A 26,413-nucleotide genomic window follows, 5' to 3' on the forward strand; every position below is an offset into this window, starting at 1 on the left:
GCCTTGGCCGCAGTTACCGGATCCATCGTGAGATGCATCCCGGCGTGTCGGCCCGGATCTGCACAGGGCATGCATCCTCTCCCCCGCAACCACATGAATCAAGCCCATGAAAAGAATCCTCAGCCTGTTTCTCGGAGGTATTTTCCTGGTCGCTGCCAGCCTGGTTCATGCGGCCTGGCCAGACCGGCAGATCACGCTGGTTGTACCTTTCCCGGCAGGCGGTGGCACTGATGTCGTGGGGCGCATCATCGCCAAGGAGCTTGCACAACGCCTGCGCGTCAACGTGGTGGTGGAAAACCGCCCTGGCGCCTCGGGCAACATCGGCGCGCGCCAGGTCTCCAAGGCCAGTCCCGATGGATATACGCTGCTGATCTGCACCACGGCCCAGACCATCTCGGGCGCGCTGTACACGCAGGCCGGGTATGACGTGGCCAACGACCTGGAAGCCATCTCCACCATCAACGACAGTCCTCTGGTGCTCATCACACGCCCGGGCCTGCAGCTGTCGTCGGTGCAGGACCTGATCGAGCTGGCGCGGCGCAGCCCCGGCAAGCTGACCTATGCCACGCCGGGCTATGGCAGCGCGGGCCACATGGCGGCCGAGGCCCTGAGTCTGGCCGCCGACATACGCATGCTGCACATCCCCTACCAGGGCGCCGCGCCCATGATGGCCGACCTGGTCAGCGGCCAGGTCGATATCGCCTTCGACCTGCTGATCACGGCCAAGCAGTATGTGAACCAGGGCAAGGTCAATCGCGTGGGCGTGGCCACGCGCGAGCGCTCGCCCCTCATGCCCGACTGGCAGACGCTCAGCGAGCAAAGCCCGGCCCGGCTCGGCAATTTCAACGAGACCTCATGGAATGTGCTCATGGCACCCAAGGGCACGCCGGCCGCGATAGTGAACGCCATCAATGCACAGATGAAAAATATCCTGGCCGATGAAAAGGTGCAGCGCAAATTCATGGAGCTTGGCAGCATTCCCCTTTGGAAATCCGTGGGCGGCACCAAGGCATTCGTATCCGACGACGCCAGAAAATGGAGAAAGGTGGTCAGTGATGCCGGCATCGCGAAAATCTGAAATACCCCCTTCGCCGCAGAAACTGGCAGGGCCCGATGTCAATGCGCTGCACGAATTGCTCAATGCGCTGAAAAAGCACGGCATCGACATCCCCTTCGAGCGGCTGGGACCCATCCTGGCGGAGCATCAGTTGCTGATGGAGCACCGCGGCCTCGTCAACGAACTGGCGCATGAGGCGGGTCCCTCGCACATCCACACCACCATTTCCCGTCAGAGCAACCATGCGCGGCAGTCCTGAACTTTCCATACGGCAGATGGCCAGCGCGCTGCGCGCCGGCAAGACCACCTCGGAGATGCTGACCCGGGCGGCGCTGGGACGCGTCCGCGCCATGGACATCGACATCCATGCCTTCACCAATCTCGATGCCAGCGGTGCCATGGAGGCTGCGCGCAGCGCAGACATGGCGCGCGCCGAAAGCGCCGACCTGCCGCTGCTCCACGGCATTCCCGTGGCCATCAAGGACGTCTACGACGTGGCCGGCCTGCCGACCACCTGCCAGTCCTGGCTGAGCCTGGACTATGTGCCCGAGGAGGATTCCACGCCGGTGCGGCGCCTGCGCGATGCCGGCGCCATCATCCTGGGCAAGCTGGCCACGCACGAGTTCGCCATCGGCGCGCCCAGCCCCGACCTGCCGTTTCCCGCGGCCCGCAACCCCTGGGACCTGGCCCATATCCCGGGCGGATCGTCGTCGGGCTCGGGCGCCGCCATTGCGGCGGGCTTCACACGGCTGGCCCTGGGCACCTGCACGGGCGGCTCCATCCTCATACCGGCCGCCTGGTGCGGCGCCGTGGGGCTGAAACCCACCTACGGCCGCGTCTCCAAGCACGGCGTGTTTCCGCTGGCCTGGACGCTGGACCACTGCGGCCCGCTGTCACGCAGCGTGGAGGACGCAGCCATCGCGCTGCAGGTGCTGGCCGGGCACGACCCGCTGGACCCGGCCAGCTCCACCGAACCCGTGGACGACTACTGCACGGGGCTTGAGCAGGGCGTGAAGGGCCTGACCATCGGCGTGCCGCAGGACCACTTCCAGTCGTCGCCCCAGGCATCGCCCACGTTCCTGTCGGCCTTCGACCGCACGGCCGCCCTGCTCGCCGAGGCCGGCGCCCGCCCCATCCACGTGAGCCTGCCCCACAGCCAGCAGTTCCTGGCGGCCGGCCGCGTCATCCTCAGTGCCGAGATGTTCACCATCCATGCGCAGGACCTGCGCTCGCGCCCGCTGGACTATGGCGAACTCACGGCGGCGCGGCTGCTGCTGGGCGCCACCGTGTCCTCGGAGGACTACCTGAACGCCCTGCGCGTGCGCCGCATGCTGGCGGCCCGCGTGGACGCGGCCCTGGACCGCTGCGACGTGCTGCTGACCGCCATCACCCTGGATACGGCGCCGCGCTTCGATCCCATGCCGCATTTCCGCCACTGGCCGGTGCAGACCCATGCCTTCAACGTGACCGGGCACCCGGCCATCAGCGTGCCGGTGGGCCTGTCGCCGCAAGGCCTGCCTCTGGCCGTGCAGGTGGTGGGACGCTACTTCGACGAGGCCCGCATCCTGCAGGTGGCCCGGGCCATCGAGCGGCTGACCGGCTGGGAAAACCAGCTGCTGCCCGACGGCACCTGACCGCCGTGCTTGGCTTGGACACAGCAGCAGCAGCAGCAGCAGCCCCAGTCCTCGCTGATCAGCCTGACCTCAGGCCTCCATGCGGATGATCTGGCGTATGGCCTCGCCCCGCGCCAGGCGGTCGAAGCCCTCGTTGATCTGGTCCAGCGTCAGGTGGCCGGTGACCAGGCGGTCCACCGGCAGCCTGCCGGCCGCATGCAGGGCGAGATAGCGGTCGATGTCGCGGCGCGGCACGCAGCTGCCCATGTAGCAGCCCTTGAGCGTGCGCTCCTCGGCCACCAGGTGCCAGATAGGGCGCGGCTGCGCCCGTTCTCGTGAGTACGGCGGCGCGTGTCTTCATGATGTCTTCACCAGCTTGCAGCTGCTCTTGGACAGCGGGCGGAAGGCCTCGTCACCGGGAATGGTGGAGAGCACCTTGTAGTAGTCCCAGGGGTATCTGGATTCCTCGGGCTTCTTGATCTGCACCAGGTACATGTCGTGCACCATGCGGCCGTCCTCGCGCACCTTGCCGTTCTGGGCGAAGAAGTCCTCGATGGGCCAGCGCCGCCGCCGCCCACAGCAGGCCGGCGCCCAGCGCGCAGCCGGCAGCGCGCGCCTTGGTCAAGCCGCCTCGCATCAAGCCTTTCCGCATATCCGTCTCCTTGTCTCGGGGTTGTTTTTCTGGATACCGGAGGCAAGCCTAAGCAGGCCATAGCGGCCCGCCTATGCGCGATTGCGAAAGGCGGGGTTGCAGCGCTGCGAAGCCGGGTTTGTCCCGACTCCGGCCCGCCGCCGCGCTCAGTCCGCCTGGATGCCGGCCACCTTGACCACCTGGGCCCATTTGCGCAGCTCGCTGCTCAGGCGCTCGCGCATCTGCTGCTGGGTGCCGGGGTCGGCCTCGGCGCCAGCCGTCAGCAGGCGCTGGCGCACGGCGGCATCGCGCAGCGCGGTGTTGAAGTCGGCGTTGATGCGCGCCAGCACGGCGGGCGGCGTGCGGGCCGGCGCAAACAGCGCGGCCCAGGAATAGGCCTCGTACTCGGGCAGGCCCGACTCGGCAATGGTGGGCACCTCGGGCAGCATGGCCGAGCGCTGGCGGCTGGCCACGCCCAGCACCTTGATGCGGCCGGACTTGATGTGCTGCAGCGCGCTGGGCGCATCGGCAAACATCAGCTGCACCTGGCCGCCCAGCAGGTCGTTCATGGCCGGCGCGCTGCCCTTGTAGGGAATGTGCTGCAGCTTGATGCCTGCATGCATGTTGAACAGCTCACCGGCCAGGTGCGTGCCGCCGCCATTGCCCGAGGAGCCGAAGCTCAGGCCGTTGCCGGACTTGGCCAGCGCGATCAGCTCGCGCACATTGCTGGCGGGCACCGAGGGATGGGCCACCAGGAAGACCGGGAACATGGCCGCAAAGCTCACGGGCGCGAAGTCGCGCTCTATGTCGTAGGTCATCTTCGGCTGCAGCGCCGGGTTCACCGCATGGTGGATGGAACCCACGAACAGCGTGTAGCCGTCGGCAGGCTCCTTGGCTGCGAGGGCCGCGCCCACCATGCCGCCGGCGCCCGCGCGGTTGTCCACCAGGTTGGGCTGCTGCCAGATCTCGCCCAGCTTCTGGGTGAAGGCGCGCGCCGTGGTGTCCACGGGACCGCCGGGCGGAAAGGGCACGATGAAGCGCACGGGCCGCGTGGGCCAGGCATCGGCCGCATGGGCCACCCGGGCTGCGGGAAACAGGCTGCTGGCAGCCAGCGCGCCGCCGGCGGACAGCAGGCGGCGGCGCTGCGACGAAAAGGAAGACGGGCAAGAGGATGGGAGGGAAGACGGGGGCATGGCGAAACTCCGGGCAACGGGCGGCGGCTTGCCGCGCGGCCCATTCTGGGCAAGCCGGCCTGCGCCGTGTTTCGCGAATATGGAAGGCGCGCTTCCAGGGCTCCCAAGCGGTGGAAACCCTGGGAAGCGGTCCACTCCGATGCAGCCTAGTGGCTGATCATCCAGGGCCGCCGCGAGGGCGCGGACTTTGCGCCGTTGGGTGCCGTCACCGTGGCGCTGCGCCGCCCCGATCCGCAGCAGCCGCAGCCTGCCGGGTGCTTGAAGCGCGCATAGCCATGGTCATAGTCGCGCGAGCTGGCGGGCTCGTGGCGCGCGCGCTCGTTGGTGTCCATGGCGCGGCGCGTGCCGTCGGCCATCAGCGCCAGCCGGGGCGCGGCGGCCAGCACGCGCGCAGCAGCCGTGCCGCAGCCGGGGCAGGCCGCAGGCTCGTCGCGCAGGCGCAGCGGCCGCAGGGCCTCGAAGCCGCCGCATTGCACGCAGTCATAGTCGTAGGTGGGCATGGGCGGACTCCTTGGCGTCAGCGCAGGTCGGGGGACAGGGGCATGTCGATGCTGCCGTCGAACTGGACGACCGGCCCCGCCGCGTTGGGGTTGATGTCGAAGTCGAAGATGCCCGTGGGCAGCCACAGCGTGGCGCAGGAGTTGGGCACGTCCACCACGCCGCTGATATGGCCCTGCACGGGCGCCGTGCCCAGGATGGAATACGCCTGGGCGCCGCTGTAGCCGAATTTCTTCAGGTATTCGATGGCGTTCAGGCAGGCCTGGCGGTAGGCCACGTTGACATCCAGGTAGTGCTGCCTGCCGCTCTCGTCCACCGAGATGCCCTCGAAGATCAGGTAGTCGTCATAGCGCGGCGTGATGGGGCTGGGCTTGAAGATGGGGTTCTTGATGCCGTACTTGGCCATGCCGCCCTTGATGAGGCTGACCTTCATGTGCACCCAGCCCGCCATCTCGATGGCGCCGCAGAAGGTGATCTCGCCATCGCCCTGGCTGAAGTGCAGGTCGCCCACGCTCAGGCCGGCGCCATCCACATAGACGGGGAAGAACACCTTGGCGCCGCGCGAGAGGTCCTTGATGTCGCAGTTGCCGCCATGCTCGCGCGGCGGCACGGTGCGCGCGCCTTCGGCGGCGGCCTTGTCGCGGGTCTCGCCGCGCATCTGGCCCATGTGGGCCGTGCCGGCCGACGGCGGGTTGGCCAGTCCGGGCACGCGCTCGGGATCGGTGGCGATCAGGGCGCGCTCGCGCTCGTTCCACATCTCCAGCATGGGCCGGTCAGGCAGGCAGCCGATGAGGCCGGGATGGATGAGGCCGGGGAAGTTCACGCCTGGTATGTGGCGCGAGCTGGTGAACATGCCCTTGAAGTCCCAGATCGATTTCTGGGCCGAGGGGAAGTGGTCGGTCAGGAAGCCGCCGCCATTGTTTTTGGAGAAGAAGCCGTTGAAGCCCCAGAGGCTGTCGGGCTTGGCGCCGATGTCCAGCAGGTCCACCACCAGCAGGTCGCCGGGCTGGGCGCCCTTCACGCCCACGGGGCCGGACAGGTAGTGCACCGTGGTCAGGTCGATGTCGCGCACATCGTCGGCGCTGTCGTTGTTCTTGATGAAGCCGCCGGTCCAGTCGTAGGTCTCCAGGATGAAGTCGTCGCCGGGCTGGACCCAGCAGGCCATGGGAATGTCCGGGTGCCAGCGGTTGTGGACCCTTTCGTTGTCGGTGGGCGGGCGGTTCAGGTCAACCTTGATCAGCGTATCCGTCATGTGCAAAAACCTCCTGGGTGGGTGGGGATCGACAGCGGAGAACGGGCCGGGGTGCGGCGCGCCATTGCCGGCCTTCCTGTGGCGCCACGCTGTGCCAAAGCGGCGGCGCGCCCTCGGTGCGCCGGCAGGCGGCGCAGGGCGGGTATGAAGAAAAGGCCGGGAATGCATAAACACCATAGCAGCCGTGCCCGCCGGCCCGCCTAGGCAGCAACCCTGGGTTGACAGCCGGGCGCCGGCACTGGTGAAGCCACCCTTCCAGATTGGCGAATTGAAGCGGCCCCGCGATGCGGGCATGCTGGCGGACAGCCGCTGCGCCCGCGTGCCGGGTGCAGCGCCAAGAACACCGAGAACGGAGACACCGCCCATGCACCTGAGCGCACAGACCCACTACCAGGCCGAACTCGATGCCGGCCGCTTCTGCATACAGCAGTGCCCGCAATGCACGCGCCATGTCTTCACCCCGCGCGAGCTGTGCCCGCACTGCGGCGCCAGCCCGCTGCGCTGGGTGCGCGCCAGCGGCCAGGGCACGGTCTACTCCACCAGCACCGTCGCACGCAAGAGCGATGCCGGTGGCGACTACAACGTGGCCCTGATCGACCTGGACGAAGGCGTGCGCATGATGGGCCGCGTCGAAAGCATTGCGCCGGCCGACGTGCGCATAGGCCAGCGCGTGAGCGCCCATGTGGCGAGCAAGGACGGACGCGGCCTGGTGCTGTTCCAGCCCGCGCTCGGACAGGCGGCACAGGGATCGCAGGGAGGTGCAGCATGAGTACCCGCATCCCCCAATCCACCCTGGACGCCGCCGCCGTGAACCGCCCGCTGCGCGGGCGCGTGGCCATTGCCGGCGCCGCCACCTATGGCTGTGGCGAGGCACCCGGCATGGACGACATGACCCTGCTGGTGCGTGCCGCCCATGCGGCCGTGGCCGATGCGGGCCTGACCATGCAGGACATCGACGGCCTGGCCACCTGCAGCGTCAACGCCAGCATGTGGACCATGCCGGTGATCGAGCACCTGGGCATCAACCCGACCTATGTGGACGGCACGATGATCGGCGGCAGCAGCTTCATCGCCCACCTGCTGCCCGCCATCCGCGCGCTGGAGGCCGGCCAGTGCAAGGCCGTGCTGGTGTGCTACGGCAGCGCCCAGCGCTCGGCCACCTTCGGCCGCAAGGAAGGCCAGGCGGCGCGGCGTTTCCTGGACCCGCAGCCCTACGAGTTCCCCTACGAGCCCGTGCTGCCCGTGACCGCCTATGCGCTGGCGGCCGCGCGCCACATGCACGAGTTCGGCACCACGCGCGAGCAACTGGCCGAGGTGGCCGTGGCCGCACGTGCCTGGGCCCAGCTCAACCCCGAAGCCTTCATGCGCGACCCGCTGACCATCGAGGACGTGCTCTCGGCCCGCCCCATCGCCAGCCCCTTGAGCGTGCGCGACTGCTGCCTGGTGACGGACGGCGCGGGCGCCATCGTGCTGGTGCGCGGCGAGCGCGCCCGCGACCTGCCGCGCCCCCCCGTCTACGTGCTGGGCAATGCCACGGCCATCTGGAACCGCCAGATCTCCTGCATGCCCGACCTGACCACCACGGCCGCCGCGCAGTCCGGCGCCCAGGCCTTTGCCATGGCGGGGCTCACCGCTGCCGACATGGACATGGCCCAGGTCTACGACGCCTTCACCATCAACACCCTGCTGTTCCTGGAGGACCTGGGCTTTTGCGCCAAGGGCGAGGGCGGTGCCTTCGTGTCCAAGGGCGGCATCGCGCCCGGCGGACGGCTGGCCGTCAACACCAACGGCGGCGGCCTGTCCTGCGTGCACCCGGGCATGTACGGCATCTTTGCGCTGATCGAGGCCGTGCGCCAGCTGCGCGGCGAGGCCGGCCAGCGCCAGCTGGGACGCCACCGCACGGCCGTGGTCCATGGCAATGGCGGCACGTTATCCAGCCAATCCACGGCGGTGCTGGGAACCGCCGAAACCCTCTGAACCGCACAGGAAGCACACCGCAATGATCCGCGACCAAGAAACCCTCGAAGCCCTGCTGGACAGCGTGCGCCGATTTGTGCGCGAGCGCCTGGTGCCCGCCGAGAACGAAGTGGCCGAGACCGACGAGATTCCCGAGTCCATCGTGCAGGAGATGCGCAACCTGGGCCTGTTCGGCATGACCATCCCCGAGCAGTTCGGCGGGCTGGAGCTGACCATGGAGGAAGAGGTGCGCGTGCTCTTCGAGCTGTGCCAGACCGCGCCGGCCTTCCGCTCGGTGATCGGCACGACCGTGGGCATAGGCTCGCAGGGCATCCTCATCGACGGCACGCCCGAGCAGCAGGCGGCCTGGCTGCCCAAGCTGGCCACGGGCGAGATCATGGCCTCGTTCGCGCTGACCGAGCCCGAGGCGGGCTCGGACGCGGCCTCGCTGCGCACCACCGCCATCAGGGACGGGGACCACTACGTGGTCAACGGCAACAAGCGCTTCATCACCAATGCGCCGCATGCGGGCATGTTCACGCTGATGGCGCGCACCGACCCGGCCAACAAGGGCGCGGGCGGCGTCTCGGCCTTCATCGTGGATGCGGAGTCGCCGGGCATCAGCTTCGGCAAGAACGACGTGAAGATGGGCCAGAAGGGCGCGCACACCTGCGACGTGTTCTTCGACAACGTGCGCGTGCCGGCGGCCAACCTCATCGGCCTGAAGGAAGGCCAGGGCTTCAAGACCGCCATGAAGGTGCTGGACAAGGGCCGCATCCACATCGCGGCCGTGAGCGTGGGCGTGGCTCAGCGCATCCTGCGCGACGCGCTGAACTATGCGCTGGAGCGCAAGCAGTTCGGCCAGCCCATCTGCGAGTTCCAGCTGGTGCAGGCCATGCTGGCCGACAGCCAGGCCGAGCTGTATGCGGCCGAGTGCATGGTGATCGACGCGGCGCGCCGCCGCGACGAGGGCCGCAACGTCTCCACCGAGGCCTCGTGCTGCAAGATGTTCGCCACCGAGATGGTGGGCCGCGTGGCCGACCGCGCCGTGCAGATCCTGGGCGGCTCGGGCTACCTGGCCGAGTTCGGCATCGAGCGCTTCTACCGCGACGTGCGGCTGTTCCGCCTGTACGAAGGCACGACCCAGATCCAGCAGGTCATCATCGCGCGCAACATGGTGCGCGAGGCGCGCGCCGCATGAGCCGCATGAGCGCACCGGCCCCCGACCGCAATGCCTTCATGCGGCTGATCGGCGCCTCGCAGGTGCCCGCGCCGCCCGGCAAGGTCCATGTGCGCCTGCCCCACATGCGCGAGGAACTACTCAACCAGCTGCCCGCCGCGCACGGCGGCGTGCTCATGACGCTGCTGGACTCCGTGATGTCGCGCGCCGCGGGCGAGCTGCCCGGTGCGCCATCGCAGACCGCCGTGACGGTGGAGATGAGCAGCCGCTTCCACCGTCCGGGCAAGGGCGCGCTGCTGGCCGAAGGCTGGGTGGTGCATGCCAGCCGCAGCCTGTGCAGCTGCGCGGCGCAGTTGCTCGATGAAGACGGAAAGCTGGTGGCCACGGCCACCGGCACTTTCAAGTACTGGCTGGCACCGACGGTATGAACACCCCCTGAGCGGCTACGCCGCTTCCCCCTCTCTCGCTTCGCGGGAGGGGGACGACGCCCTCGCTGCGGGGCGGCCCTTGCTCGGCGTCTCGCGCTTGGAACACGCCAGTTGCGTAGGCCGTGCGCAAGCACTGAATAGTTGAGTCCAAGCTACTCCAGCGTGAGCCGGCCCTGTGCGTCGGCCACCAGCAGCTCCACCAGCTCCTGGGCGAAGGACGGCAGGGCCTCCAGGCTGCGCACGCAGATCTGCATCTCGCGCACCGACCAGGCATCGGACAGCGGCACGATGGCGATGTCCATGGAATGCGCATGGCGGCTGGCGGCCGATTCGGGCAGCACGCCCACGCCCACGCCGGACTCGATCATGCGGCAGGCCGTCTCGAAGTTGCCCACCTGGATGCGCTGCTTGATGGGCCGGTGCAGCTGGTCGCTGGCCTGGCGCAGGAAGGCATGGATGGCGCTGGATTCGTGCAGGCCCACATGGTCCAGGTCCAGCGTGTCGGCAAAGGCCATCTGCATCTCGCCATCGAGCGCATGGCCGCGCGGCACGACCAGCACCAGGCGGTCGCGGCGGTAGGGCAGGGTCTCCAGGTTCTCGGTGCGCACCAGGCCGGCGACGATGCCGATGTCGGTCTGCCCCTCGGTCACGGCGCGCACGATGTCATGCGACAGGCGCTCGCGCAGGTCGATGTTCACGTCGGGATTGCGGCGCAGGTAATGGCGCAGCACGGGCGGCAGGAACTCGCCCAGCGAGGTGGTGTTGGCAAACACCCGCACATGGCCCTTGATGCCGCGCACGTACTCCTGCATGTCGCCGCGCAGGTGCTCGATCTGGCCCAGCACCATGCGCGCATGGGTGACGAAGGCCTGGCCCGGCGGCGTCAGCGTCACGCCCTGGCTGGTGCGGTACAGCAGCTTGGTGCCGATGCTCTCCTCCAGGTTCTTGATGCGGGTGCTGGCCGCCGGCAGGGAGATGAAGGAAAGTTCCGCGCCACGCGTCATGCTGTTGGCGTCGGCGATGTGCACCATAAGGCGCAGATCCACAAGATCGAAATGCATGGCCATCCGGCATTGTAGAAAGCCGCAGGCTCCGGCACTGAGCCGCGCGCGTCAGTACAAACCGCAGTGCCGGCCCGTGCGCGAACGCGCGCTTTCACAAATGCGAAGCCGCAGCAGGCCCGCGCGCCGTAGCATGGGCCCATCTGCCCGGGATAGCCGCCTCAGCCCATGAACCACACAGAAACCCCCTCCCCCAGCCCCATCCACAACACGGCCACCCAGACCGCAGGAGCGCTGGGCCATCTGCGCGTGCTCGACCTCTCGCGCGTGCTGGCCGGCCCCTGGTGCACCCAGAACCTGGCCGACATGGGGGCCGACGTGATCAAGATCGAAAAGCCCGGCGAGGGCGACGACACGCGCCACTGGGGCCCGCCCTTCTTTCCCGATGCGCAAGGCAATCCCTCGGACAACGCCGTGTACTTCGCGGCCTGCAACCGCAACAAGCGATCGGTCACCGTGGACATGGCCACGGCCGAGGGCCAGCAGCTGATCCGCGAGCTGGCCATGCAAAGCGATGTGGTGGTGGAGAACTTCAAGACCGGAGGCCTCAAGCGCTACGGCCTGGACTACGCCTCGCTGAGCGCGCTGAACCCGCGCCTGATCTATTGCTCGGTCACGGGCTTCGGCCAGACCGGGCCCTATGCGCCGCGCGCCGGCTACGACCTGCTGGTGCAGGCCATGAGCGGCCTCATGAGCATCACGGGCCGCACCGACAGCGAGCCCGGCGGCGGCCCGCTGCGCGTGGGCGTGGCCGTGATCGACCTGTTCACCGGCATGTATGCGACCACGGCCATCCTGGGCGCCGTGGAGGCGCGCCACCACACGGGGCGGGGCCAGCACATCGACATGGCCTTGCTGGACGTGGCCATGGCCGTGCTGGCCAACCAGGGCGCGGGCTTCCTGAACACCGGCCATGTGCCGGGCCGCCAGGGCAACACCCACCCCAGCGTCGTGCCCTACCAGGACTTCCCCACGGCCGACGGCCGCATGCTGCTGGCCATAGGCAACGACGGCCAGTTCGCGCGCTTTTGCGGGGCGGCCGGCGTGGACTGGGCGCGCGACGAGCGCTTTGCCACCAATGCCGGCCGCGTCATCCACCGCGACGCGCTGATCCCGCTGATGGCCGAACTCACGCGCGGCCGGCCCACGGCCGAGTGGATCGCGCTGCTGGAGGACAAGGCCGTGCCCTGCGGCCCCATCAACCACATCGGCCAGGCCTTCGACGATGCACAGGTGCGCGCGCGCGGCCTGCGCGTGGAGCAGGAGCGCTATCCGGGCGCCACGCCGCCTGCGGGCGAGACCATCAACCGCGTGGTGACCACGGCCAGCCCGCTGCGCCTGTCGGACACGCCCACCACGCTGCGCCATGCGCCGCCCGCCCTGGGCCAGCACACGGACGAGGTGCTGCGCGAGCGCCTGGGCCTGGATGCGCAGCAGCTGCAGGCCCTGCGCGGCAAGGGCGTGGTCTGAGCGACTGGCGACAGACGCCGGTCGCCTTGATGCGCTGAAGTTTCCGATGCCTTGAAGCCGGCCACCCGCGGACGCGGATGGCTGGGCTGCGGGCCTGCAAACGGCTTTTAGGACACGTCCTATCCAAAATCAGATGGCGGGCATCCTCATCCTCAGACGGTGCGGAAATAATTCCCACCACAGATGCAGATAGCCACTTTCTCCCTGTCCGAAGTCCCTAGGACAACTACCCGCAATGCCCGCCCCCAGCGCGCGGCAGCCGCCGCCGAACGCCTGGCTGCAGCGGGTATCCGCGTGCCAAACGGTGCAGGCGGACGGTTCGAAATCCTCTGCATCTTCCCCGCTGCTGCGGCATGCCCGCGAAGCGCCCGCCGCAGCGCAGGCGCACGGACAGGGCCTGCGCCATGAGGCCCCGCATCAAGGGCCGCATCTGCCGGACCTCGGGCTGGTTCCCACCCTGAGCGGGCACTGCGGCCCTCGTTTTCTCTTTCGCTGATACCCGTTCCACCTTGCTCTGCACGGCAGGCAAGGTGCGCCCTGCTGCACGCCTTTTTTCCCCCTTGCCGTTCAAGGGACACGCCTACAGGACTTCGCCATGCAAGCCTTTCGCAATCTCAAGATCTCCTCCAAGCTGCTGCTGGCCTTCGTGGCCGTCCTGGCGCTGACCACCTTCGTGGGCCTCTATGCCGTGCTGCAGCTCAGCCGGATCAACCAGGCGTCCATCGATATCGCCACGCGCTGGATGCCTTCATCACGCATGTTGCTCGACATCCGCGCCACCACGGCCCGCTACCGCGTCAACGAGCTGCAGTACCTGATATCCACCAGCGAGCAGGACATCGGTGCCTTCGACAGGATCATGGGCGAGCTGTGGAAGAAGACCCAGACCAGCTACGACAACTACGCCAGCTTCATCAGTTCCGCGCCGGAGAAGGCCGCCTACGACGAACTGGGCCGGCTGCGCAACGAGTACGCCAAGGAGCACGCCATGGTCATGGCCCTGGCGCGCAATGGCCGCAAGGACGAAGCCCTGGTGCTGGCCCAGGGCGAATCGCTGGAGCTGAGCCGACGCCTGTATGACCAGATCGACCGCATGGTGCAGATCGACCACGAAGGCGGACAGCAGGCCAACGACCACGCCAATGCCCTCTACCGCAGCGCACGCATCTGGGTGGTCGGCCTGCTGGGAGCCAGCATTTTGCTGGGGCTGGCCCTGGCGCTCACGCTGGCGCGCATCGTGGCGCGTCCGCTGAACGAGGCCCTGGGCGTGGCCCAGGCCGTGGCCGAAGGCGACCTGACGCGCCGCATCCAGGCCACCACCACCGACGAGACAGGCCAGCTGCTGCACGCACTGCACCGCATGGACCAGAGCCTCATCCACATCGTCCGGCAGGTGCGCAGTGGCACGGACTCGATCGCCACGGCCTCCAGCCAGATCGCCTCGGGCAACAACGATCTTTCGGTGCGCACCGAGCACCAGGCCAGCTCGCTGGAAGAAACCGCTGCCTCCATGGAGCAGCTCACCGTCACGGTGCGTCAGAACACCGACAACGCGCGCCAGGCCAACCAGCTGGCGGCCTCGGCCTCGGCCGTCGCCCAGCAAGGCGGCGAGGTGGTCTCCCAGGTGGTGGACACCATGGGCGCCATCCATGCCTCCTCGCGCAAGATCGCCGACATCATCGGCGTGATCGACGCCATCGCCTTTCAGACCAACATCCTCGCGCTCAACGCGGCCGTGGAAGCCGCGCGTGCGGGCGAGCAGGGCCGGGGCTTTGCCGTCGTTGCGGCCGAAGTGCGCGCCCTGGCGCGGCGCTGCGCCGATGCGGCCAAGGAGATCAAGCTGCTCATCGAGGACTCCAACGGCAAGGTCAGCACCGGATCGGCCCTGGTGGCGCAGGCCGGGCAGACCATGCAGAACATCGTCAGCAGCGTGCGCAACGTGACCGACATCATGGGAGAGATCACGGCCGCCAGCGTCGAGCAGACGGCGGGCCTGGAGCAGATCAACCAGGCCATCTCGCAGATGGACCAGGTCACCCAGCAGAACGCCGCCCTGGTCGAGGAAGCCGCCGCCGCCGCCCAGTCCCTGCAGGAGCAGGCCTATGGCCTGCAGCAGGCCGTGAGCGTCTTCAAGCTGGAGCAAGGCCTGGAACTCACCGCCCTGCCCGCAACCCCTCAGCCCATGCCGGCTCCAGGCCTGGCCAGGATCACCAGCGCTGCCCAGTCAGGCCGCTGGGAAGCGCATTGATCAGAAGGAATGGGCCATGCCCACGCCGAAGGCCGTGCGCGAGCTCTGGTTCTCGTAGCGCTGGTGTCCCAGGCTGGTGTAGAGCATGGTGCGCTTGGACAGCGCGTACTCGGCGCCCAGCGACAGCATGTTGTTGGTATCGCGGTCCAGGCGCTGGCGTGCATAGCTGGCCTTGAGCGTGGTCGCCCCGATGCCGTAGGTGGCGCCCAGCGAGACCATGCGCGACTTGTCGGGCCCCGTGCCGGGCGTGCCCGACTTGCTGCGGTCATAGGCCAGCATCACCGCTGCCGTGCCGATGCGGTACTTGCCGCCCATGTACAGGTCGGTGTCGCCGCTGCCGTTGCGCTCGTGCGCCAGCATGGCCGCCACCGCGCCCTGGTCGTAGTTGACCGACACCGAGCGCGCACGGCCCTGGCGGCCCGGCGCCTCGGTGCGCTCGGGAGAGGCGCTCAGGTGCAGCGAAAAGCCGCCGAACTTGGGCGAGTCGTAGAACACGCCGTTGGACATGCGGCCGTACTCGGGCGAGCCGTTGTTGCTGGCGCGGTCGGTCGGCGTCAGGTAGTGGGCCATGTGCCAGGCCGGCGAGGCGATGCGGTTGAAGTTGCCCCAGGGATCGAACTGCCACTCCTGGCTCCACATGGCGCTGAGCGCGCGGCCCAGGCGCAGATGGCCCCAGCTGCCCTGCAGGCCCACGGTGGACTCGTCATGCCAGAAGGGCTTCTTCGGATAGTCCTCGGTCAGGCCCGTGTCCAGGTCGAAGCGCGTGCTCAGCCGGAAGGTGGCCTTCAGGCCACCGCCCAGGTCCTCGAAACCGGCAATCGCCAGGTTGCTGCGCTGAATCGTGCCCAGCTTGCTGGTCTTGTCGAAATCCCGGAACACGCCAGCGTCGAGATAACCGCTGATGGTGACGTTGGAGCCTGTGGCAGATGACTGGGCAGCCACCGGCAGGGCAGCCGCAACGGCGAGAGAAGCAAGGGTCAAGCGGGAGGTACAACGCATCCTGAACGGGTTCCTGGAAATGAAAGATGGCACAACACCGGCGCGGCCCGGGGGCATGCGCAAACGGCGACGGGGGTTGCCACGACAGAGGTGGCTGGAAGGTGCGCGGCGGGCTGGTGGCTTGCAGCGACTTGGAGGCAGCCAGGATGCAGATCGCAGCATGATCGCTGCACATTCATTGCACATCCCGGCCAAAGACGTCATCCGCGCAGATGGCGAACGACAGCCGGCATTATGAAAGCTGGGGCCGGCGATGACCACGCCACCGTCAGGCCCGGTCAGTTTCGTAGCGTGGCGGCCCCGGGCCGGGGCCAGGTCGTCAGCGGCTGCGCTCGGTACGCGACACGTCCCAGAGACGGTTCATCTCGCTGCAAAAAGGCTGGGCGCAGGGCGCGCGGCCCTCGTACTGGCAGCCTTCGGTGGTGCAGAAATGCGACTGGTGCTCGAAGGCGCGGCGCTCGCGCGGCAAGGCGCCCGAGGCCTGGGCCGCCGCCATGTGCAGCCAGGGATCGTTGCGCTGCTGCAGCATCTGCTGCACCTCCTGCGCAAGCGCAGGCGAAAGCGAAGCCACCGAGGCCAGGCCGGCCGGCGACGCCATGGCGCCGCCCGGCTGGCGCAGCGGCTGCAGCTCCAGCAGCAGCAGGGCGCTGGTGCGCAGCGCATCGGCGCCACGCGGCTGCACCACCACGGCCACCGGCCCCGAGGCCAGGGACTGCAGCGAGGCATCCAATGGCAGGCGCAGGCCCGGCTCCGCGGCCTGCGCGCCCGCCAAGGGCAGCGCAGCGCCCGCAGGCAGTGCCGCCGCCGTGAAAGGGGCCGCACCCGGCGCGGAAGCCGATGCGGCCGCCAGCGCCATGGCCGCGCCCTGCGCCTGGGCCCAGGCCTGGGGCACCTGCAGGCTCAGCGTGAAGCCACGCTCGCCCTGGGGCGTCAGCAGCGTGCCCTGCTGCACCCACCAGCTTTGCAGCGCGGGCAGGGTCTGGGTGGCGCCGCCTGCAACACCTCCAGGCGCGCTGGCACCGGCCTGCGGCGCCAGCCCCGATCCGGCCAGCAGCGCATCCACCACCTTGGCCTTGGCGGTTGCCACGGCCAGCGTCACTGCGGCAGCAGCGGGCTGCAGGGAGGCTGCGGCCTGCAATGCAGGCGAGGAAGATGCCGCCTGCGGCGCGGTGCCGGCCTGGGCAGAGGCTGATGTCCCCGTCTGCGGACTCTGGGATGGCTGCGCTTGCCCTCCGGCCGCCGCTGCACCAGCTGTCGTGCCGGCGGCCAGCGCCTGCAGCAACGCGGCCGATCCGGGCTGGGCCGCGAGCAACTGCAGGGCCTGGCCCTGCTGGGTACCTACCTGGGCCAGCAAGGCCTCCAGCAGCCGGCCCAGCGCCTCGGACACGCCGCTGGCCGGCCACTGCGGCGCGGGCGCGCCAGGGCTGGACTGGACTTGGCGCGCCAGCTGGGCCACCAATTGCTCGAAGGCCTGCAGGCGCAGGCTTTGCAGCATCTCGGGCGACCAGCGCACGGCCGTGGCCGCTGGCGGCGTGACGGGAATGGAGGGTGAGGCGGGTGACGCGGGCGAAGCCGGCGCCACCGCAGCGGACGGAGCCTGTGGCCCCACCGGCGCGCCAGCGGCCGGGACGGGCACAGGCGCTGCCACTGGCAGCGGCAGCCCTGCGGCTGGGGACGGGACGGGCGGCAGCGGCGAACTCATGTCAGAGGCTCCGCCCGGGCCATCAGGCCGATTCCGGGTAGAACAGGCGGCGCGTGGGCGTGCTGCCCACGGCCTTGGCGATGGCGCCGATGTGGTCCGGCGTGGTGCCGCAGCAGCCGCCCACGATGTTGACCAGGCCCTCGGACGCGAATTCGTGCACCAGGCGGCTGGTGACCTCGGGCGTCTCGTCGAAGCCCGTGTCGCTCATGGGATTGGGCAGGCCGGCGTTGGGGTAGCAGCTGATGAAGGTCTCGGGCGCGGCCTTGTTCAGTTCCTGGACGTAGGGGCGCATCAGCGCCGCGCCCAGCGCGCAGTTCAGGCCGATGGACAGCGGGTTGGCATGGCGCACGCTGTGCCAGAAGGCCGTCACCGTCTGCCCGGACAGGATGCGGCCCGAGGCATCGGTCACCGTGCCGCTGATCATGATGGGCAGGCATTCGCCGCTTTGCTCGAAGGCCTCGTCCACCGCGAACAGCGCGGCCTTGGCGTTGAGCGTGTCGAAGATGGTCTCGACCAGGATGACGTCGGAGCCGCCCTCGATCAGCGCCAGCGTCTGCTCCAGGTAGGCCTGGCGCAGCTGCTCGAAATTCACGTTGCGCGCGCCCGGATCGTTCACGTCGGGGCTGATGCTGGCCGTCTTGGGCGTGGGGCCCAGGGCACCGGCCACGTAGCGCGGATGGCCGGGCGTGCTGTACTTGTCGCAGGCCGCGCGGGCCAGCTGGGCGCTCTTGAGATTCATCTCGCGCGCCAGATCGGCCATGTGGTAGTCGTCCTGCGCAATGGTGGTCGCGCCGAAGGTATTGGTCTCGATCAGGTCGGCGCCGGCGGCCAGGTACTTCTCATGGATGTCGCGGATCACGTCGGGGCGGGTGAGCGACAGCAGCTCGTTGTTGCCCTTGACGTCATGCGCGAAGTCCTTGAAGCGGTCGCCCACGCTGCCGGGGCCCGTGTAGCCCTGGCCCCGGTACTGGGCCTCCCCCAGCTTGAAGCGCTGGATCATGGTGCCCATGGCGCCGTCAAGAATGACGAGGCGCTTGGCAAGGATGGCGGGAAGCTCTTTGGCGCGGGTGTACTGGGGCAGGCTCATGGGCAGCGATTGTAGGAACTCCGGGGCGGCCGTGCCGGGCACGAGGATTCCCCCAGAAAAACGGCCTGCGCCCCAAACAAGAGGCGCGACCTATGAAACTAGCGCACCCCCACGCCAGAGACACCGAGGAAGGGCCTATGCCGGCCGCGCCGCCCCGCACCGAGGGTGTCGTCCCCCTCCCGCGTAGCGAGAGAGGGGGAAGCGGCGCAGCCGCTCAGGGGGTGCTAACCATTTCAGGTGCAGACAGAGACGACTTGGGCCGGCTGGCGGCTCAGGCTCACATACACATGGCCCACGCCGCTGTCGAAATATGCGGCCTCGTGGCGGCCCAGCTCCACCGATTCGCCGTTCTCGAACAGGATGCGCACCCGGCCCGAGAGCACCATCACGAATTCCTGGCCCGCATGGCGGATGGTCTCCGAGAATTCCCCGGCCTCGCGCGCATTGATCACGGCCACCAGGGGCTGCATCTTCTTGCCCGGAAAGGCGCCGCACAGCACGCTGTAGAGGTACTGGTCGGTCTCGTAGCGCTGCACGTCCTCGAAGCAGTCCTTGACCACGGTGGGCGTGTCGCCGGCCGCCTGCTGGGCGTCACCGACCATGAACAGCCGTGTCATGTCGATGTCCAGCGCGTTGCCCAGCATGAGCACCTTCTCGTAACTCAGCGCGATCTGGCCGCGCTCGGCCTTGGAGATGGTGGACACGGCCAGCCCGCTGCTTTCGGCCACCTGCTGCAGCGTCAGGCCGCGCTCCTTGCGCGCCTTGCGCAGCTTGGCGCCCACTTCGTGCTTGCCCGCAGGCATGGCGGCGGCCGTGCGGGCGCCCGGCAGCACGGCGGCGAGGACCTGGTCCGGCGTGGGGAGAGTGCTGGACCTGGGGCTGGATCTGGTGCGGGGGCTGGGCATGAAGCGGGCGATCGGGGCTGGCGACCGCCCGATTCTAGGGTCAGGCCCGGCCGTCAGGCGCCGCGCAGGCCGGCCCCGGGCGTCTGCCTGCGGCCCATGCGCAGCCAGCCCACCAGCGCGCAGGCCATGAGGGCGAAGCCGATGTAGCCATAGACCGGGTAGACCATGCCCACCAGCGTGATGAAGCCCGCGAAGCTGCCGCCCAGGGCCAGCACGCCCGCCACGCCCGTGCCCCAGCGAAAACGCGGCGTGCCAGCCGGCAGGATGCGGGCCACGAAGGCATAGAGCATGCCCACGGCCGTGTTGAGGATCATGCCGAAGATGACCAGCGACATCAGGTGCCCCAGCCAGGGCGAGATCTGCGTGGCCAGCGACAGCATGGGCATGGACAGGCCGCCCAGCGTGTCCATGCGCCAGTACATCGCGGCCGCGATCATCAGCATCAGCAGGCCCAGCAGCAGCCCGCCCGCCACGCCGCCCCACAGCGCCACGCGGCGCGAGCTGGCCTGCCCGCCCATGATCACCAGGAAGGGCATGCCCGCCACCACGTTGTAGGAGACATAGAGCAGCGCCGCCACCAGCCAGTGGCCGGCGCCCCGGGGCTGGGTGGCGGCGGCGGCCTCCAGCGCGGCCATGTCGCCGTGGGGCGTCAGCAGCACGTAGCCGGCGACCACCACGGTCATGAACACCAGCAGCGGCGTGACGGCGCCGATGAAGGCGATCACCCGGCCCACGTCCAGGCAGACGATGAGCACCGTGGCGACGGTGGCCAGCACGCTGCCCCAGACCTCGGGCAGGCCCAGCCACTGGTGCAGCAGCGAGCCCGCGCCCGCCAGCATGACCACGGTGATGGCAAACAGGAAGAAGGTGATCAGCACATCGAACACCATGCCCACATGCCGGCCCAGAAGGGCCTGCACCACCTCCTTGTGCGAGCCGGCCTGCAGGCGCTGGCCCATGGTGGAGAACGCCATGGACAGGAAGACGAAGGCCAGGGCCGCCACCAGGCAGCCCGCCAGGCCGATGGCGCCAAAGCCCGCGAAGAACTGCAATATCTCCTGCCCCGAGGCGAAGCCCGCCCCGACGATGACGCCGACGAAGGCGCCGGCAATCCTGCTCACTTCCTTGAATGCACCCATGCCTGTCTCCTTGGATTGTTGTGTGTTGCGAGGGCTGAAAAGGTGAAAAAGCGATGACGGGTCAGGCCGCGAAGCGCGCCGGACTCAGCCGCAGGGCATCGACGCCCTGCGCCAGCAGCTCGGCGGGCAGCGGCTTGCGCATCAGCAGCGCGGCCGCGGCGGCCGAGGCGCCGGCTGCCGTCTGTATGCCGTAGCCGCCCTGCCCGGCCAGCCAGAAAAAGCCCTCGCGCTGCGCATCCCAGCCGATCACGAAGTCGTCGTCGGGCGCAAAGCTGCGCAGCCCGGCCCAGACATGGCGCGGCCGGCGTATGCGCAGGCGGGTCAGTGTCTCGATGCGGTCTATGCCCATGGCCACGTCCAGTTCCTCGGCCACCACGTCGTGCGGCGGCACGGGATCGGCATTGGCGGGCGAGCCCAGCAGCTGGCCCGCATCGGGCTTGAAGTAGAAGCTCTCGTCCACGCCGATCACGGCAGGCCAGCCGTGGATTTCCTCGCCCTCGGGTGCGGCAAAGGTGAAGGCCGAGCGGCGCCGGGGCTCGATGCCCAGCGGCCGCGCGCCGCACAGCCGGGCCACGGCATCGGCCCAGGCGCCTGCGGCATTGACCATGGCGCGGGCGCGGACCTGCGACCCGTCCTGCAGCACCAGGGTCCACAGGCCCTGTCCATCACCATCCACCTCACGCTCGGCGCCCGACAGTTCGGCGCCGCAGCGCAGCCGCGCACCGGCACGCGCCATGCCGCGCAGAAAGCCCTGGTGCAGTTCGGCCACGTCGATGTCCATGGCGTCCAGGTCATGCACGGCGCCCACGAGCAGGCTCTCCTGCAGGCAGGGCACCAGGGCGCAGGCCTGGCGCGCGTCGATGCGCTCGGCGCGCAGGCCGTCGCGGCGGTACATGGCCAGGGCCTCGTCCAGCTGGGGTTCCTGGCCGGCCGTTCCTATGTAGAGCACGCTGCGCGGCTGCAGCAGCGCGTGCTCGCAAAAACCTTCGGGCGGCGCGCTGTAGAAGCCACGGCTGGCGCGTGTCAGCGCGCGTATCTGCGCGGTGCCGTAGCTCTCCATGAACATGGCGGCCGAGCGGCCCGTGGCGTGGTATCCGGGCTGCGGCTCGCGTTCCAGCACCAGCACCGAGGCGCCCGCACCGGCCAGCCGCCAGGCCACGGAGGCACCGGCCATGCCGGCACCGATCACGGCGAAATCCAGAACCTGGCTTTCCATCATCCATCGCTCCATTTTTTTCCAATGAGAAAATTATCCGATAAGAAAAAAATGAGGCAAGCCCCTGGTCCTCGTGGTTTTCACCGGGGGCGCCGCACAAGAAAAAAGGGACGGCGCCTGGCCGTCCCTTGTGGCAATGCGCGCCGCACGCTCAGGCCGGCGGCAGCTTTCCGTCCCAGCCACCGGCCAGGGCCTGGTACAGCGCCACGGCGGCGCGCAGGCCGCGCGCACGGCTGTCGGCGGCCGCGTCCTGGGCCGCATACAGGTCGCGCTGCGCATCCAGCACTTCGTACAGGCCCACGCTGCCCAGCTGGTAGCGGCGCTGCGCCAGTTGCTCGGCACGCTGGCGCTGCTCGGCGGCCTGGGCCAGGTGGGCGTCTTCGCTGCGCGTGCGCTGCAGGCGCACCAGGGCGTTCTCCGTGTCCTCCAGCGCCAGCAGCACGGTCTGCTGGTACTGGGCCAGCGCAGCCTGGGCGCCGGCCTCGCTGGCCGCGATGCGCGCCCGCACGCGGCCCACGTCAAGAAAGGACCAGTCCACGCCCAGGAACACGCTGCTGCGGGCGCTGGCGCCCTCGAACAGCGCGCCGCCGTGCAATGCCGTGCTGCCCAGCAGGCCGCCCAGCGACAGGCGCGGGAACAGGTCGGCCGTGGCCACGCCGATGCGTGCCGTGGCCGCATGCAGCCGTGCCTCGGCCACAGCCACGTCCGGGCGCCGGCGCAGCAGGCCGGCCGGCGTGCCGGGGTCGATGGCCGGCGGCAGCTGCGGCAGGGCGGCAGGCGCATCCAGGGCGGCGATCAGCGCCTCGGGCACCTGGCCCGTGAGCACGGCCAGCCGGTGCTGCGCCATGGCGATCTGCGCCTGCAGCGCGGGAATGCGCGAGCGCGTGGCCTCCAGCTGGGCCTGGGCGCGCGCCAGGTCGAACTCGGTGCCGCTGCCGTGCGCCAGGCGCAGCTGCACCAGGCGCAGCGTGTCCTGCTGGTTGGCCGCATTGGCCTGCGCCAAGGCCAGGCGCTGCTGCCAGCCGCGCAGGTCGGCGTAGCTGCCCGCCACCTGGGCCGCAATGGCCACCTGCAGGGCCGCCAGGTCGGCCGCATCGGCGCGCAGGTCGGCATGCCGCGCCTCGATGCTGCGCCGCACGCGGCCGAACACGTCGATCTCCCAGCTGGCGGCCAATCCGGCGGTGTAGATGCGCTGGCTGCGCGGGCCATAGAAGGCCTCGCTCTCGCTGAGCTTTTGCTGCGTGGCCCGGCCCGACATCGTGACCGTGGGCAGCTGGTCGAAGCGGCTTTCGCGCAGCAGCGCCTGGGCACCGTCCAGCCGCGCCAGCGCCACCTGCAGGTCCTGGTTGTCGCCCAGCGCGCGCTCCACCAGCTGCGTCAGCTGCGGGTCCTGGAACTGGCGCCAGAAGGCGGCGTCAGGCTCGGCCTGGGGGGTGGCCGGTGCAGGCTCGGCCCGCGCGAACTGCGCTGCGGCCCGCGGCGCCGCAGGCGCCTTGAAGTCGGGGCCGACCGCGCAGCCGCCCACCAGGGCGGCGGATGCCAGTGCCAGCGCGTGGCGGCTCAGGGACTTGCGTATCTCAGGCATGTGGGGACTCCAGGGAGGCGGGCTGGGCAGGCCCGGTGGAATGCGCAGGCGCATGCCCCGTCAGCGCGCGGCCCGAAAGCCGGCGCAGCGTGACGTAGAACACCGGCGTGAGGAACAGGCCGAACAAGGTCACGCCCAGCATTCCCGAGAACACCGTCACGCCCGTGGCCGCGCGCACCTCGCTGCCCGCGCCGCCACCGATGAGCAGGGGCACGGCTCCGGCGATGAAGGCGATCGAGGTCATGACGATGGGCCGCAGCCGCAGGCGGCAGGCCTGCAGCGCGGCATCGACGATGCCCACGCCGCGCAGCTCCAGCTCGCGTGCGAATTCCACGATCAGGATGGCGTTCTTGCAGGCCAGCCCCATCAGCACCACCAGTCCTACCTGCACGAAGACGTTGTTGTCGCCCCCGGCCAGCCAGACGCCGAACAGCGCCGCGCAGATGCACACGGGCACGATGAGGATCACGGCCAGCGGCAGCGTCCAGCTTTCGTAGAGCGCGGCCAGCACCAGGAAGACCAGCATCACGGCAATGGCGAAGACCACGGCCGCGGCATTGCTCTGCTCCACCTGCTGGTAGCTCAGGTCGGTCCAGGCCAGCTCGATGCCGCGCGGCAGCGTGCGCTGCGCGATCTCCTGGAGCTTGGCCAGCACCTCGCCCGAGGACAGCACGCGCGGGTCGGAGTCGCCGATCAGATCGGCCGCCGGAAAGCCGTTGTAGCGCAGCACCGGGTCGGGGCCGAAGCTGGGCACCACGGTGACCATGGAGCCTATGGGCACCATCTCGCCGCGTGCATTGCGCGTGCGCAGACTGGCGATGTCCTCCACGGTCTGGCGGTGGTCCGCGTCGGCCTGCAGCATCACGCGCCAGACGCGGCCGAAGGCGTTGAAGTCGTTGACGTAGACCGATCCCAGGTAGGCCTGCAGCGTCTGAAACAGGTCGGTCAGCGCCACGCCCTGGGCCTTGGCCTTGGTGCGGTCCACCTTGACTTCCAGCTGCGGGATGTTGGACTGGTAGCTGCTGACCGGGTAGGTCATGCCCGGTGTTTTGGCGATCTCGGCCTGGAAGGCCTGCAGCGCCTGCTGCAACGCCGCGTAGCCCAGGCCCGCGCGGTCCTGCAGGAACAGCGAGTAGCCCGAGCCGTTGCCCAGGCCCTGGATGGGCGGGGGCATCAGCGCATAGGCGAAGCCGCCCTCGATCTGCGAGAACTTGGCGCCCAGCTCGGCATTGATGGCCTCGGCGCTGCGCGTGCGCTCGCCGAAGGGCTTGAGCATGATGTAGGCGCTGGTCAGGTTGGGCGTGGTCGTGGACTGCAGCGCGTTGAAGCCCGCGAAGGCGGCGACCATGTCCACGCCTTCCACGCTTTTGGCGGCATCGACCATCTGGCGCGTGACCGCATCCGTGCGGTTCAGCGAAGCCCCCTCGGGCAGCTTGGCGCCGCCGAACAGGTACAGCTTGTCCTGCAGCGGGATGAAGCCGCCCGGCACGGCCTGGAACAGCACGGCCGTGCCCGCCAGCAGCGCCGCATAGACCGCGAACACCAGGCCCCGGCGGCGCAGCGAATGCCCCACCGAGTTCTGGTAGCCGTGGGCGCTGCGGTCGAAGAAGCGGTTGAAGGGCCGGAAGAGCCAGCCCAGGCTGCGGTCCAGCCCGCGCGCCAGCGGATCGCGCGGCGCGCCGCGCGGCTGCAGCAGCTTGGCCGCCAGCGCGGGTGACAGCGTCAGCGAGTTGATGGCCGAGATCACCGTGGAGATGGCAATCGTCACGGCGAACTGCTTGTAGAACTGACCCGTCACGCCGCTGAGAAAGGCCATGGGCACGAAGACCGCGCACAACACGAGGGCGATGGCGATGATGGGGCCCGAGACCTCCTTCATCGCCAGGTGGGCCGCCTCCAGGGGCGTGTGCCCTTCCTCGATGTAGCGCTCCACGTTCTCCACCACGACGATGGCGTCGTCCACCACGATGCCGATGGCCAGCACCAGGCCGAACAGGGTCAGCGTGTTGATGGAGTAGCCCAGCAGGTACAGCCCCGCGAAGGTGCCGACGATGGACACGGGCACGGCCAGCAGCGGAATGATGGAGGCGCGCCAGGTCTGCAGGAAGACGATGACCACCAGCACCACGAGGATGACGGCCTCGATCAGCGTGCTCTGCACCGCCTTGATGGAGTCGCGCACGAAGACCGTGGGGTCCCAGACCGTCTCGAAGGCCACGCCCTCGGGCAGGTCCTGCGAGAGCTTGTCCATGGCCGCGTAGACCTGCTCGGCCACGCCCAGCGCATTGGCGCCGGGCGACAGGAAGATGCCCACGGCCGCCATGTTCTTCTTGTCGCTCCACGAGCGCAGCGTGTAGTCGCTGGCGCCCAGCTCGATGCGCGCCACGTCGGCCAGGCGCACGACCTGGCCGTCCGCGCCGCCCTTGAGCACGATGCTGCCGAATTCCTCGGGCGTCTTCAGCCGCCCGCGCACGTTGATGGACAGCAGCTTGTCCGCGCTCTGCGGACTGGGCTGCGCGCCCAATTGCCCGGCCGAGACCTGGATGTTCTGCTCGCGGATGGCGGCAATCACCTCGGGCGCCGTGAGCTGGCGCGCGGCCACCTTGTCCGGGTCCAGCCACACGCGCATGGCGTAGTCGCCCGCGCCGTAGATGCCCACGTCGCCAATGCCCGGAATGCGTGCCAGCACGTCCTTGATCTTGAGCGTGACGTAGTTGCGCAGGTACAGCGCGTCATGCTGGCCGTCCTGGGAGACCAGGCCCACGTACATCAGCGGCGTGGACGACTGCTTTTGCGTGGTCACGCCGAACTGGCGCACCTCCTCGGGCAGACGGCTCTGGGCCTGGCTGACGCGGTTTTGCACGCGCACGGCGGCCGTGTCGGGATCGACGTCAGGGCGGAAGGTGGAGACCACCTGCAGGCTGCCGTCGGACGCCGCGACCGACTTCATGTACATCAGGCCTTCGACGCCGTTGATGGCCTCCTCCAGCGGCACGGCCACCGACTCGGCGACCTCCTTGGGATTGGCGCCCGGATAGGTGGCGCGCACCACCACGCTGGGCGGCACGACCTCGGGATACTCGCCCACGGGCAGCTGCGGAATCGCGACCAGCCCCACGGCGAACAGGATGATGGAGAGCACGACCGCGAAGATCGGCCGGTCTATGAAGAATTTGGAGAAGTCCATGGTGCT

The 26,413-nt window shown here is 69.2% G+C and carries 22 protein-coding genes and 1 pseudogene; 9 read left to right on the forward strand and 14 right to left on the reverse strand.

Features of this window, described 5'->3' with window-relative positions; all coding sequences use genetic code 11:
* Positions 1-106 precede the first annotated feature (106 nt).
* From A4F85_RS22950 to A4F85_RS22960, 3 genes are read left to right on the forward strand one after another with little or no spacing between them, the layout of a single operon-like run.
* A complete protein-coding gene (locus A4F85_RS22950) occupies positions 107-1,078 on the forward strand; it encodes a tripartite tricarboxylate transporter substrate binding protein (protein ID WP_063327787.1) in 972 nt (323 codons plus the stop codon).
* On the forward strand, positions 1,056-1,316 hold the full coding sequence (locus A4F85_RS22955; protein ID WP_013800077.1) for a hypothetical protein: 261 nt from the start codon (positions 1,056-1,058) through the stop codon (positions 1,314-1,316). The genes A4F85_RS22950 and A4F85_RS22955 overlap by 23 nt, the downstream gene beginning before the upstream one ends.
* Positions 1,300-2,691, forward strand: a complete 1,392-nt coding sequence (locus A4F85_RS22960; RefSeq protein WP_063327788.1) for an amidase — start codon at positions 1,300-1,302, stop codon at positions 2,689-2,691. The genes A4F85_RS22955 and A4F85_RS22960 overlap by 17 nt, the downstream gene beginning before the upstream one ends.
* 69 nt (positions 2,692-2,760) lie before the next feature.
* On the opposite strand, the gene A4F85_RS22965 is transcribed toward A4F85_RS22960, so the two are convergent.
* The 5 genes and pseudogenes from A4F85_RS22965 to fmdA all read right to left on the reverse strand — a co-directional run bounded on the left by A4F85_RS22965 (position 2,761) and on the right by fmdA (position 6,244).
* Positions 2,761-2,970 carry a hypothetical protein gene (locus tag A4F85_RS22965; RefSeq protein ID WP_063327789.1) on the reverse strand — a complete coding sequence of 70 codons (210 nt, stop codon included), beginning with the start codon at positions 2,968-2,970 and terminating at the stop codon, positions 2,761-2,763.
* Between the two features lie 57 nt (positions 2,971-3,027).
* Positions 3,028-3,237 (reverse strand): annotated as a pseudogene (locus A4F85_RS29865) (ABC transporter substrate-binding protein); the annotation flags it as partial.
* Positions 3,238-3,468: 231 nt separating this feature from the next.
* Positions 3,469-4,494, reverse strand: coding sequence for a tripartite tricarboxylate transporter substrate binding protein (locus A4F85_RS22970; protein ID WP_034397659.1), 1,026 nt, complete (start codon positions 4,492-4,494; stop codon positions 3,469-3,471).
* Positions 4,495-4,640: 146 nt separating this feature from the next.
* On the reverse strand, positions 4,641-4,994 hold the full coding sequence (locus tag A4F85_RS22975) for a zinc ribbon domain-containing protein (protein WP_013800072.1): 354 nt from the start codon (positions 4,992-4,994) through the stop codon (positions 4,641-4,643).
* A 17-nt stretch (positions 4,995-5,011) separates the two neighbouring features.
* Positions 5,012-6,244: a formamidase gene (gene fmdA, locus A4F85_RS22980; RefSeq protein ID WP_063327790.1), complete on the reverse strand. Its 1,233-nt coding sequence runs from the start codon at positions 6,242-6,244 to the stop codon at positions 5,012-5,014.
* A gap of 364 nt (positions 6,245-6,608) precedes the next feature.
* On the opposite strand from fmdA, the gene A4F85_RS22985 reads away from it, so the two are divergent.
* The 4 genes from A4F85_RS22985 to A4F85_RS23000 are packed head-to-tail and all read left to right on the forward strand — an operon-like array spanning position 6,609 to position 9,808.
* A complete protein-coding gene (locus tag A4F85_RS22985) occupies positions 6,609-7,013 on the forward strand; it encodes a Zn-ribbon domain-containing OB-fold protein (RefSeq protein ID WP_063327791.1) in 405 nt (134 codons plus the stop codon).
* A complete protein-coding gene (locus A4F85_RS22990) occupies positions 7,010-8,221 on the forward strand; it encodes a thiolase (RefSeq protein ID WP_063327792.1) in 1,212 nt (403 codons plus the stop codon). Before A4F85_RS22985 ends, A4F85_RS22990 begins: the two co-directional genes overlap by 4 nt.
* A gap of 22 nt (positions 8,222-8,243) precedes the next feature.
* A complete protein-coding gene (locus A4F85_RS22995; protein WP_063327793.1) occupies positions 8,244-9,401 on the forward strand; it encodes an acyl-CoA dehydrogenase family protein in 1,158 nt (385 codons plus the stop codon).
* Positions 9,402-9,406: 5 nt separating this feature from the next.
* On the forward strand, positions 9,407-9,808 hold the full coding sequence (locus A4F85_RS23000; protein ID WP_043795651.1) for a PaaI family thioesterase: 402 nt from the start codon (positions 9,407-9,409) through the stop codon (positions 9,806-9,808).
* 152 nt (positions 9,809-9,960) lie between these two features.
* Here A4F85_RS23000 and A4F85_RS23005 read toward each other — a convergent pair whose 3' ends face one another.
* Positions 9,961-10,875, reverse strand: coding sequence for a LysR family transcriptional regulator (locus A4F85_RS23005; protein WP_012202113.1), 915 nt, complete (start codon positions 10,873-10,875; stop codon positions 9,961-9,963).
* A gap of 162 nt (positions 10,876-11,037) precedes the next feature.
* Here A4F85_RS23005 and A4F85_RS23010 point away from each other — a divergent pair, with 162 nt between their 5' ends.
* Positions 11,038-12,339 carry a CaiB/BaiF CoA transferase family protein gene (locus A4F85_RS23010; RefSeq protein WP_063327794.1) on the forward strand — a complete coding sequence of 434 codons (1,302 nt, stop codon included), beginning with the start codon at positions 11,038-11,040 and terminating at the stop codon, positions 12,337-12,339.
* Positions 12,340-12,934: 595 nt separating this feature from the next.
* Positions 12,935-14,587, forward strand: coding sequence for a methyl-accepting chemotaxis protein (locus tag A4F85_RS23015; RefSeq protein ID WP_013800064.1), 1,653 nt, complete (start codon positions 12,935-12,937; stop codon positions 14,585-14,587).
* On the opposite strand, the gene A4F85_RS23020 is transcribed toward A4F85_RS23015, so the two are convergent.
* The 8 genes from A4F85_RS23020 to A4F85_RS23055 all read right to left on the reverse strand — a co-directional run bounded on the left by A4F85_RS23020 (position 14,588) and on the right by A4F85_RS23055 (position 26,407).
* On the reverse strand, positions 14,588-15,586 hold the full coding sequence (locus A4F85_RS23020; protein WP_012202110.1) for a porin: 999 nt from the start codon (positions 15,584-15,586) through the stop codon (positions 14,588-14,590).
* Positions 15,587-15,905: 319 nt separating this feature from the next.
* Positions 15,906-17,288, reverse strand: a complete 1,383-nt coding sequence (locus A4F85_RS23025; protein WP_063327795.1) for a hypothetical protein — start codon at positions 17,286-17,288, stop codon at positions 15,906-15,908.
* A gap of 22 nt (positions 17,289-17,310) precedes the next feature.
* Positions 17,311-18,375 carry a homocysteine S-methyltransferase family protein gene (locus tag A4F85_RS23030; RefSeq protein ID WP_063327796.1) on the reverse strand — a complete coding sequence of 355 codons (1,065 nt, stop codon included), beginning with the start codon at positions 18,373-18,375 and terminating at the stop codon, positions 17,311-17,313.
* A 233-nt stretch (positions 18,376-18,608) separates the two neighbouring features.
* Positions 18,609-19,280, reverse strand: coding sequence for a helix-turn-helix domain-containing protein (locus tag A4F85_RS23035; RefSeq protein WP_193760916.1), 672 nt, complete (start codon positions 19,278-19,280; stop codon positions 18,609-18,611).
* Positions 19,281-19,333: 53 nt separating this feature from the next.
* Complete coding sequence (locus A4F85_RS23040) at positions 19,334-20,419, reverse strand: YkvI family membrane protein (protein WP_063327797.1); 1,086 nt, start codon at positions 20,417-20,419, stop codon at positions 19,334-19,336.
* 61 nt (positions 20,420-20,480) lie between these two features.
* A complete protein-coding gene (locus A4F85_RS23045; RefSeq protein ID WP_269447126.1) occupies positions 20,481-21,635 on the reverse strand; it encodes an NAD(P)/FAD-dependent oxidoreductase in 1,155 nt (384 codons plus the stop codon).
* 151 nt (positions 21,636-21,786) lie between these two features.
* The gene (locus A4F85_RS23050; protein ID WP_063328065.1) at positions 21,787-23,220 is read right to left on the reverse strand and encodes an efflux transporter outer membrane subunit; all 1,434 of its coding nucleotides are present in this window, start codon (positions 23,218-23,220) and stop codon (positions 21,787-21,789) included.
* On the reverse strand, positions 23,213-26,407 hold the full coding sequence (locus tag A4F85_RS23055; protein WP_034397640.1) for an efflux RND transporter permease subunit: 3,195 nt from the start codon (positions 26,405-26,407) through the stop codon (positions 23,213-23,215). Before A4F85_RS23055 ends, A4F85_RS23050 begins: the two co-directional genes overlap by 8 nt.
* Between the last annotated feature and the right edge of the window lie 6 nt (positions 26,408-26,413).

The sequence above is a fragment of the Delftia sp. GW456-R20 genome, assembly GCF_001622915.1.
Classification (GTDB): domain Bacteria; phylum Pseudomonadota; class Gammaproteobacteria; order Burkholderiales; family Burkholderiaceae_C; genus Comamonas; species Comamonas acidovorans.

Bases quoted from the DNA above. Each gene is read 5' to 3' on its own strand.
- A4F85_RS22950 (WP_063327787.1), top strand. From the start codon at position 107: ATGAAAAGAATCCTCAGCCTGTTTCTCGGAGGTATTTTCCTGGTCGCT.
- A4F85_RS22955 (WP_013800077.1), top strand. From the start codon at position 1,056: ATGCCGGCATCGCGAAAATCTGAAATACCCCCTTCGCCGCAGAAACTG.
- A4F85_RS22960 (WP_063327788.1), top strand. From the start codon at position 1,300: ATGCGCGGCAGTCCTGAACTTTCCATACGGCAGATGGCCAGCGCGCTG.
- A4F85_RS22970 (WP_034397659.1), bottom strand. From the start codon at position 4,494: ATGCCCCCGTCTTCCCTCCCATCCTCTTGCCCGTCTTCCTTTTCGTCG.
- A4F85_RS22975 (WP_013800072.1), bottom strand. From the start codon at position 4,994: ATGCCCACCTACGACTATGACTGCGTGCAATGCGGCGGCTTCGAGGCC.
- fmdA (WP_063327790.1), bottom strand. From the start codon at position 6,244: ATGACGGATACGCTGATCAAGGTTGACCTGAACCGCCCGCCCACCGAC.
- A4F85_RS22985 (WP_063327791.1), top strand. From the start codon at position 6,609: ATGCACCTGAGCGCACAGACCCACTACCAGGCCGAACTCGATGCCGGC.
- A4F85_RS22990 (WP_063327792.1), top strand. From the start codon at position 7,010: ATGAGTACCCGCATCCCCCAATCCACCCTGGACGCCGCCGCCGTGAAC.
- A4F85_RS22995 (WP_063327793.1), top strand. From the start codon at position 8,244: ATGATCCGCGACCAAGAAACCCTCGAAGCCCTGCTGGACAGCGTGCGC.
- A4F85_RS23000 (WP_043795651.1), top strand. From the start codon at position 9,407: ATGAGCGCACCGGCCCCCGACCGCAATGCCTTCATGCGGCTGATCGGC.
- A4F85_RS23005 (WP_012202113.1), bottom strand. From the start codon at position 10,875: ATGGCCATGCATTTCGATCTTGTGGATCTGCGCCTTATGGTGCACATC.
- A4F85_RS23010 (WP_063327794.1), top strand. From the start codon at position 11,038: ATGAACCACACAGAAACCCCCTCCCCCAGCCCCATCCACAACACGGCC.
- A4F85_RS23015 (WP_013800064.1), top strand. From the start codon at position 12,935: ATGCAAGCCTTTCGCAATCTCAAGATCTCCTCCAAGCTGCTGCTGGCC.
- A4F85_RS23020 (WP_012202110.1), bottom strand. From the start codon at position 15,586: ATGCGTTGTACCTCCCGCTTGACCCTTGCTTCTCTCGCCGTTGCGGCT.
- A4F85_RS23025 (WP_063327795.1), bottom strand. From the start codon at position 17,288: ATGAGTTCGCCGCTGCCGCCCGTCCCGTCCCCAGCCGCAGGGCTGCCG.
- A4F85_RS23030 (WP_063327796.1), bottom strand. From the start codon at position 18,375: ATGAGCCTGCCCCAGTACACCCGCGCCAAAGAGCTTCCCGCCATCCTT.
- A4F85_RS23035 (WP_193760916.1), bottom strand. From the start codon at position 19,280: ATGCCCAGCCCCCGCACCAGATCCAGCCCCAGGTCCAGCACTCTCCCC.
- A4F85_RS23040 (WP_063327797.1), bottom strand. From the start codon at position 20,419: ATGGGTGCATTCAAGGAAGTGAGCAGGATTGCCGGCGCCTTCGTCGGC.
- A4F85_RS23045 (WP_269447126.1), bottom strand. From the start codon at position 21,635: ATGGAAAGCCAGGTTCTGGATTTCGCCGTGATCGGTGCCGGCATGGCC.
- A4F85_RS23050 (WP_063328065.1), bottom strand. From the start codon at position 23,220: ATGCCTGAGATACGCAAGTCCCTGAGCCGCCACGCGCTGGCACTGGCA.
- A4F85_RS23055 (WP_034397640.1), bottom strand. From the start codon at position 26,407: ATGGACTTCTCCAAATTCTTCATAGACCGGCCGATCTTCGCGGTCGTG.